We start from the raw sequence: 6,000 nt of genomic DNA, 5'->3' as shown, positions 1-6,000 counted from the left end.
CTTGCAATTACCCATAAGTAGCTGACTCGTTTACAAAAAGCTTTCGCTGAAATCTTGAATCGAAAGAATCACTTGTGATTCTGTGTCGAGCACCTGATTCTTTTAAGGCGGTGCTTTATGTCGGTTCGAGACGATGTGATGGCTGATAATGACAGCCATTGGAGCAAGCAGGAAATAGACGCGGGGTCTTTCAAGGATGCTCGCCTTGGCCGACGCTGCACAGAACTTTTACGACAGCTTGGAGAGCATATGGGCGGCTCCATTCCTTTCGCCTGCCAGGACTGGGCCAACACAAAAGCCGCTTATCGGTTTTTCTCCAACCCGAATGTTGAGGAAGGCGATATCCTCAACGGCCATTTCGCCGCGACCGCTCAACGCTACGATGCTTCCAAAGGTCCGATCTTGGTGCTGCAGGACACGACCGAGTTTACCTATCAGCGCCGAAATTCGCATGCAGTTGGCTTTACGAAGAGCGTCAACAGTGGCCGTGACAAACAGGAGCGGTTGCGCCACCATACGGTCTGCGGGATATTGATGCATTCGAGCCTTGCGGTGACCTTGGATGGGCTGCCCTTAGGGTTGGCCGCCGTCAAGTTCTGGAGCCGCGACAAGTTCAAGGGTACGGCTCAGCTCAAACGCAAGATCAATCCGACACGTGTTCCGATCGAAACCAAGGAAAGCATCCGTTGGCTCGAAAATCTGCGCCAATCCGTCGGGCTTCTCGGTCAGCCAGACCGATGCATTCATGTAGGCGATCGTGAAAGTGATATCTACGAACTCTACTGCCTGACCAAGGAGCTTGGCACACACTTCGTCGTACGCACCGTCGTCGACCGGCTGGCTGGCAACGGGGATCACACGATATCGGCTGAAATGCGCGATGTTGAAACTGTCGGCCGGCATCTCATCGAAGTTCGCGCCGATACCGATGAGGTCACCAAAGTCCACCTGGATATCCGATTCAAACGGATCCGGGTGCTGCCGCCCATCGGCAAGAAGAAGCGATATCCTGCTTTGGACCTTACCGTCGTCCACGCGGTGGAGCCCAACCCTCCGGCCGGCCGCAAGCGTATCGAGTGGAAGCTACTGACCGATCTTGAGGTGAATAGCTGCGAGGAGGCAGTCGAAAAAATCAAATGGTACGCGATGCGCTGGAAGATTGAGGTCTTCCATAAGATCCTCAAGTCCGGTTGCCGGGCTGAAGACGCAAGATTACGAACGGCCGACCGACTGGTAAACCTCGTCGCCGTGTTCTGCATCATGAGCTGGAGAGTGCTCTGGTTGACGATGCTCGCGCGCACTGCGCCCGAAACACCACCAACCGCGGCTCTCACCGAACAGGAAATTGAAATCCTCGATCAAATGGTCAGCAACGCAGGCAACCGGCAGGCTACGCTGGGATCGCTAAACTTCTATCTCATCAAACTCGCTCGCTTGGGTGGTTACCTTGCAAGAACATCAGATCCGCCTCCGGGAAATACGGTCGTCTGGCGCGGCCTCAGCCGGCTGACCGACATTCGCCTCGGAACCGAAATGGCAGCGACACTCAAATGTGGGTAATTGCAAGCNCCGGGAAATACGGTCGTCTGGCGCGGCCTCAGCCGGCTGACCGACATTCGCCTCGGAACCGAAATGGCAGCGACACTCAAATGTGGGTAATTGCAAGCTTCACCGTGGGCTTACCGCCCTCTCACCGGAAGCGTTACTGCACGCGGCTTCCACGACCATTTCCGTTAAATGCGCAAAACCGATTCGAGCCCTAAATAGGGCCGGCGCACTGGCAACCGCCAACTCCATTACATTGAGCAATCGGCTTATGTACTGGGCCATCCGCTTTTCTGCGGCGGTAACGGATGAGTTAGCGAGTATCATCATGACGAGACCGTACATGCGCCGGTAACTATGTGGCTGACGAGCTTCCCGGAGCCATTCAATTCGATCGATTTCCATGCGTCCCCCAAATGTGAAGAGGGGAAACGGTAGAGGCTCTCGATAGTTTNGGCTGACGAGCTTCCCGGAGCCATTCAATTCGATCGATTTCCATGCGTCCCCCAAATGTGAAGAGGGGAAACGGTAGAGGCTCTCGATAGTTTCAGAAGACGGCGTCGAAAGGTAAATGATCAATTAAAGTTGCCAGAGGCGCGGCGCCAGATTTCAGTGAGTGCGATCGACTGTCTGTCGCCCTCGTTGCTTGCCTTTGATTGACATCAGGAAGACAATCACTGGCGTCCACGCCGGACTGGCTGGCCCTGCGCTCCATTAAAGGAGAAAATCATGAAGCTCAAATATACGGTGACAGCGATCGCTATTGCGCTTGCGACTTTGACGATTTCGGCGTGTCAGACTGGGCCAAACTACGATAATCGCCCTTCCTACAGTGGCAACGAGCATGGCGGCGGCAACAGCGGTGGCGGTCGTTCCGGGTACTAGCCTGCCCCGATTTCATCGGCTTCGCTTTACATCAGTTTCCCAAACGGTTGCCTACCGGAAGCTCTACCCCGACTGATTGTCGTGCTTTTATTGCCGGCAAAAGCCCTAGCCGACATTCGTACATTCGAATAGACTAATGCTGCCTAACCAAAACTATGGGATGTATACCCCACCAGCCCGGAGTGACAACATGGCAGAGATAAGCATCGATGACGTTCAAAGACTTGCCAGGCTATCGGAGGAAGTCCGGGGGCGTCTGGCCGAAATTTCGATGATTTTGTCCAGAGCGACTGGAGATCCTAATGTCGAAAAGGGAACCATCCGCGGCTTCACTCCCAAAAGAGTGTAGAACAAGAAGGCCAGCAACCGAAGTGGCGACTGGATGGAAATAATGGACGTGGATGGTGTCGAGGCCTGCTACGGCGTCATAAACGGCAAACCATTCGCTGAAAGCCCTTGTGGGGGCTAAAGATAATTGATCCTTCCGCGCCTCTGTTCGAGTGCGAGGCTAGTGAGAAGGAAAGCGATCTCGGATTCCTGGCGCCCGGTCAGTCGAGCGAGTGAGGTTTCATCAAGGCCCTTGCCTGCTACCGCGACGTAGCCGATCGGGTCGTGCGCTGACGCGATGCAGAGCATCCGCATCCAAAGCCCCTGTGCCGAAAGGGAGCAGAGGCGTACGGCAAGGGCGATTTCCCAATCCTGCCAGAAGAATTTTGACCAGACGACGCCACTCATCGGACCACCATTTCGTGGCTCACTTCACTCCCCGGAACAAAAGGTTCTGATGCCGGTTTCTCGCGCGGAGAGATTCTGGGAGAAGTAAGATGCACCCGAACGAAATCTGCAATCCAACCGAGATCCAATGGCAACCCGTGATCGTGAAACTGCGCGGTGGCGGTGAGAGGACGATATGCGGCCCCCTCCAGGGTTTCGAAATCTTGAGCCTGCACATGGTCAGCCCGAATAGCAACATCTGCGCGAATGCCGCCCGGTGCTGTCGTCTGGCATTGGAGCGGAAGATACCGCCGGAACAGGCGAGACAAGCCTTCATCGCCGCGACGATGGATCAAGAGTTGAGAGCGAACTAGGCTCATACTGCCTCTCCAAACTTGCCTGCTTCATCGCCCCACGTTGAGCGGTTCGTCCGGCTGAAGAGTTCCAGCCTCGTCGCGTTGGGCATGAGCTTCTCAGCGACGCTGTAGGCTCCTTCAGGCTTCTCGGAGTGCGATCGGATCAGGCCGGTGAAGCCGGAACGGGCGTTTTGGGCCGTGCGAGGACTACCGCGCGTTCCAATGAGGAAAGGCTCGTCGGAACGCGCAAGATGTAACCGGTGCCAAAATTAGACCTTTCCGTGCTTGGTCGTCTTCAGCCATGGCCGGCGGTCTTGAAGGCGAACCCCTACGAGGTCATTGTCTCGATCGCTTGCGGCAGGATAAGGTTGACTGCCCACAGTCAGAGCAACGTATCTGGCGCAGCGAGGTCAAGGATCGGCATCGCATTGATCTCGTCGTTCGGCATGGTCTTGTAATGCGCTTGAGCAGACTTCCTCTCAAATCCGCCATGATGAAGTCGAAGCTGTGGGGCTCTAGGTCACTGAACGGCCATGTATCTTGGAAGAGCCTCATGTCGCTGCTCCAAATTCTTTCTTAGCGTTTCGTTTGTAGCGTTCTTGCCTCAGCGCTTTCGGGGCGAAAGGTCTTCGGAAATGGAAGAATTCAAGTGGAGCGACGGTGTTGTGATCCAACTCAGCTTTCGAGGCCCGCAGCGCTTTGTTAGCGACACCAGAAAAGCCACCGAAATTCTTCTTTTCCAGTGGCCAGTAAGTGGGGGCCAAGCCCTTTTTGCTGCTAAGGAAGCCTGTCGTGACGTGATGTTGAGAAAACAGCCCCCTGATTACGCGCGTGCAGCTTTTATCGCCGCCGCCCACGAGGCCGGGCTGAACATTCAAGTCGGATCGTGATTGCCGGGCAACGGCTCCCAGCATTCCTTTGAAACTACGACCAGATCCCCGCTTCATGCCGCCGCCGATCTGCGTTCGAGCGCTTTCACATATGCCGCACGGATTTCCTCGAGCCGAGCGATGTCGTATTCCTTCGTGGCAATCTCGTTTTCAGGACGAGGCCTCTTTGCTCCCTGCCATGATCCTCAAGCCATAGGCTTGCGCTGGCGATACGGCGGTCGAGTCAGCCGATCATCTCCGTAGGTTCGACATTGCTGCCCTCTCCGTAGGAACCTATTGGCCGGACACAGGTTAAACAACATCAACCAAGGAGAATTGACCATGACCCTTCCGGTAAATCCCGGCCCAGACCTGCCCGGCCCGACCCCGCCCGTTCCGCCAATCGATGTTCCGGATCCTGCGCCGGGCGATACCAATCCGGATCGTGTTCCCGACGACAAGCCAGGGCCGGAGCCGGACGAGCCGAGCATCCGTGACGTTTTGACCGATCTGAGCTAGCCATCACTCTGCAGCCACCCGATATTCGACGAGGTGTTGGGAGTTGGCAGCGTCGAGGGCGCGGGCTACCGGCGGAGATACGAAACTGCCGACTCAAGGGACTCCACATCCGTCATAAACCCGCGTTTCTGGCCTTTCTGGCTGCAAAACGGATCATTTCGGTCGAAATTAATTGGAGCTCTTCCATCTCGGCTGGAAAGACGAGCAACAATTGGCAACGGGGCCGATCGCGATGACCCACGGGGCAATTTTCACTGAACTTTGATGCAGGTTTATGATAGCCGCAACCAACGCAACACAGCCCCCCGCTGCCAAATGCTTTGGTGCTCAAATTCAGCGGACGCCCTACCACGTCTGCGGTGAGAGCGTCGAAGTCATTTGTGAGATATCGTTATTTGCGGATGATCGTCTGAAATGTTAGATTCCGTTGCGCGCGATCGTTTGCACTTTCCAATAAAAACCGGATGAATATTCTATCACCTGAAAGCGGCACGGCGTTTGGTCGCGCTACTTGTGCGGCTGGTTTCCAACTGGGCGGCGCCTCCCTCACACGGCCTTGAAACCGCCGCCGGACGTCCCATATCCCATTGCAGAACTCGCCCGCGGCATTAGACCACGGATGTACTGGCACTTGCTGTGTGGCGATGATGGAAGGTCGGTGCGAATCTCGCCCGGCCTTTTTCTTTGCAATTGCCTCACCCAGCCCCGCAAGAAAATCATCCGCACATGTCCAACACCACCGATTTCATCGCCGAACTGATCAAAGCTGCCAACGAACTCGATCGCTTGCCGACCTTCGAGGTCAGTTGCCTGCTCGATCGATCGGTGGATACAATCCGTGACATGCGCGAGCAGACTGGGGTGGAGCAATCCGCTCTCGGCCGTGACGTGGTGATCTACTTGCAAACGTCATCTGCGAGGGCAAAGGGTTTGCCGGAAGACCAGGCCCGCGATGCACTGCTCGATGCGGCCGAAACTATACAGACGCTGAAGATGGTGCTGGATGCCAAAGATGAGGTTTTGAGGGGCGAGTGATAACCGAAAGCCCGCCTTGAATGGCGTTTTATTGTAGCAACCGTACCGGAATCGCGGAATCCGGCCTTCCCTATTGG

Annotated in this window: 8 protein-coding genes; 6 read left to right on the top strand and 2 right to left on the bottom strand. The window is 55.6% G+C overall.

Going from position 1 to position 6,000, the window contains the following annotated elements; translation table 11 throughout:
* The first annotated feature begins 117 nt into the window (after window positions 1–117).
* Window positions 118–1,560, top strand: coding sequence for an IS4 family transposase (locus ASC96_RS12360; protein WP_348270799.1), 1,443 nt, complete (start codon window positions 118–120; stop codon window positions 1,558–1,560).
* Window positions 1,561–2,274: 714 nt separating this feature from the next.
* Window positions 2,275–2,430 carry a hypothetical protein gene (locus ASC96_RS32590; RefSeq protein ID WP_156397458.1) on the top strand — a complete coding sequence of 52 codons (156 nt, stop codon included), beginning with the start codon at window positions 2,275–2,277 and terminating at the stop codon, window positions 2,428–2,430.
* A 465-nt stretch (window positions 2,431–2,895) separates the two neighbouring features.
* Here ASC96_RS32590 and ASC96_RS12345 read toward each other — a convergent pair whose 3' ends face one another.
* Window positions 2,896–3,165: a hypothetical protein gene (locus tag ASC96_RS12345; protein ID WP_060503330.1), complete on the bottom strand. Its 270-nt coding sequence runs from the start codon at window positions 3,163–3,165 to the stop codon at window positions 2,896–2,898.
* A gap of 89 nt (window positions 3,166–3,254) precedes the next feature.
* On the opposite strand from ASC96_RS12345, the gene ASC96_RS12340 reads away from it, so the two are divergent.
* The gene (locus tag ASC96_RS12340) at window positions 3,255–3,518 is read left to right on the top strand and encodes a DUF982 domain-containing protein (protein ID WP_060503329.1); all 264 of its coding nucleotides are present in this window, start codon (window positions 3,255–3,257) and stop codon (window positions 3,516–3,518) included.
* Between the two features lie 2 nt (window positions 3,519–3,520).
* Here ASC96_RS12340 and ASC96_RS33770 read toward each other — a convergent pair whose 3' ends face one another.
* On the bottom strand, window positions 3,521–3,724 hold the full coding sequence (locus ASC96_RS33770; protein WP_244482006.1) for an S-adenosylmethionine-binding domain-containing protein: 204 nt from the start codon (window positions 3,722–3,724) through the stop codon (window positions 3,521–3,523).
* Window positions 3,725–4,135: 411 nt separating this feature from the next.
* Between ASC96_RS33770 and ASC96_RS12330 the strand changes: the two genes are divergently transcribed.
* The 3 genes from ASC96_RS12330 (at window position 4,136) to ASC96_RS12325 (ending at window position 5,923) form a co-directional block, all read left to right on the top strand.
* Window positions 4,136–4,390 (top strand): DUF982 domain-containing protein, encoded by a 255-nt coding sequence (locus ASC96_RS12330; protein ID WP_060503328.1) that lies wholly within the window; start codon window positions 4,136–4,138, stop codon window positions 4,388–4,390.
* A gap of 321 nt (window positions 4,391–4,711) precedes the next feature.
* Window positions 4,712–4,888, top strand: a complete 177-nt coding sequence (locus ASC96_RS33320) for a hypothetical protein (RefSeq protein WP_200956624.1) — start codon at window positions 4,712–4,714, stop codon at window positions 4,886–4,888.
* Window positions 4,889–5,614: 726 nt separating this feature from the next.
* Entirely contained in the window at window positions 5,615–5,923 is a 309-nt protein-coding gene (locus ASC96_RS12325; protein WP_060503327.1) for a hypothetical protein, read from the top strand.
* The last annotated feature ends 77 nt before the right edge of the window (window positions 5,924–6,000 follow it).

The sequence above is a fragment of the Rhizobium sp. Root1204 genome, from assembly GCF_001424965.1.
GTDB lineage: Bacteria > Pseudomonadota > Alphaproteobacteria > Rhizobiales > Rhizobiaceae > Pararhizobium.
The sequence above is the reverse complement of the archived record's forward strand: the minus strand, read 5'-3'. Positions and strand labels throughout refer to the sequence as shown.

Coding starts and splice junctions, on each gene's coding strand:
- ASC96_RS33320 (WP_200956624.1), top strand. CDS start 4,712: ATGACCCTTCCGGTAAATCCCGGCCCAGACCTGCCCGGCCCGACCCCG.
- ASC96_RS12325 (WP_060503327.1), top strand. CDS start 5,615: ATGTCCAACACCACCGATTTCATCGCCGAACTGATCAAAGCTGCCAAC.
- ASC96_RS32590 (WP_156397458.1), top strand. CDS start 2,275: ATGAAGCTCAAATATACGGTGACAGCGATCGCTATTGCGCTTGCGACT.
- ASC96_RS12345 (WP_060503330.1), bottom strand. CDS start 3,165: ATGAGTGGCGTCGTCTGGTCAAAATTCTTCTGGCAGGATTGGGAAATC.
- ASC96_RS12330 (WP_060503328.1), top strand. CDS start 4,136: ATGGAAGAATTCAAGTGGAGCGACGGTGTTGTGATCCAACTCAGCTTT.
- ASC96_RS12340 (WP_060503329.1), top strand. CDS start 3,255: ATGCACCCGAACGAAATCTGCAATCCAACCGAGATCCAATGGCAACCC.
- ASC96_RS12360 (WP_348270799.1), top strand. CDS start 118: ATGTCGGTTCGAGACGATGTGATGGCTGATAATGACAGCCATTGGAGC.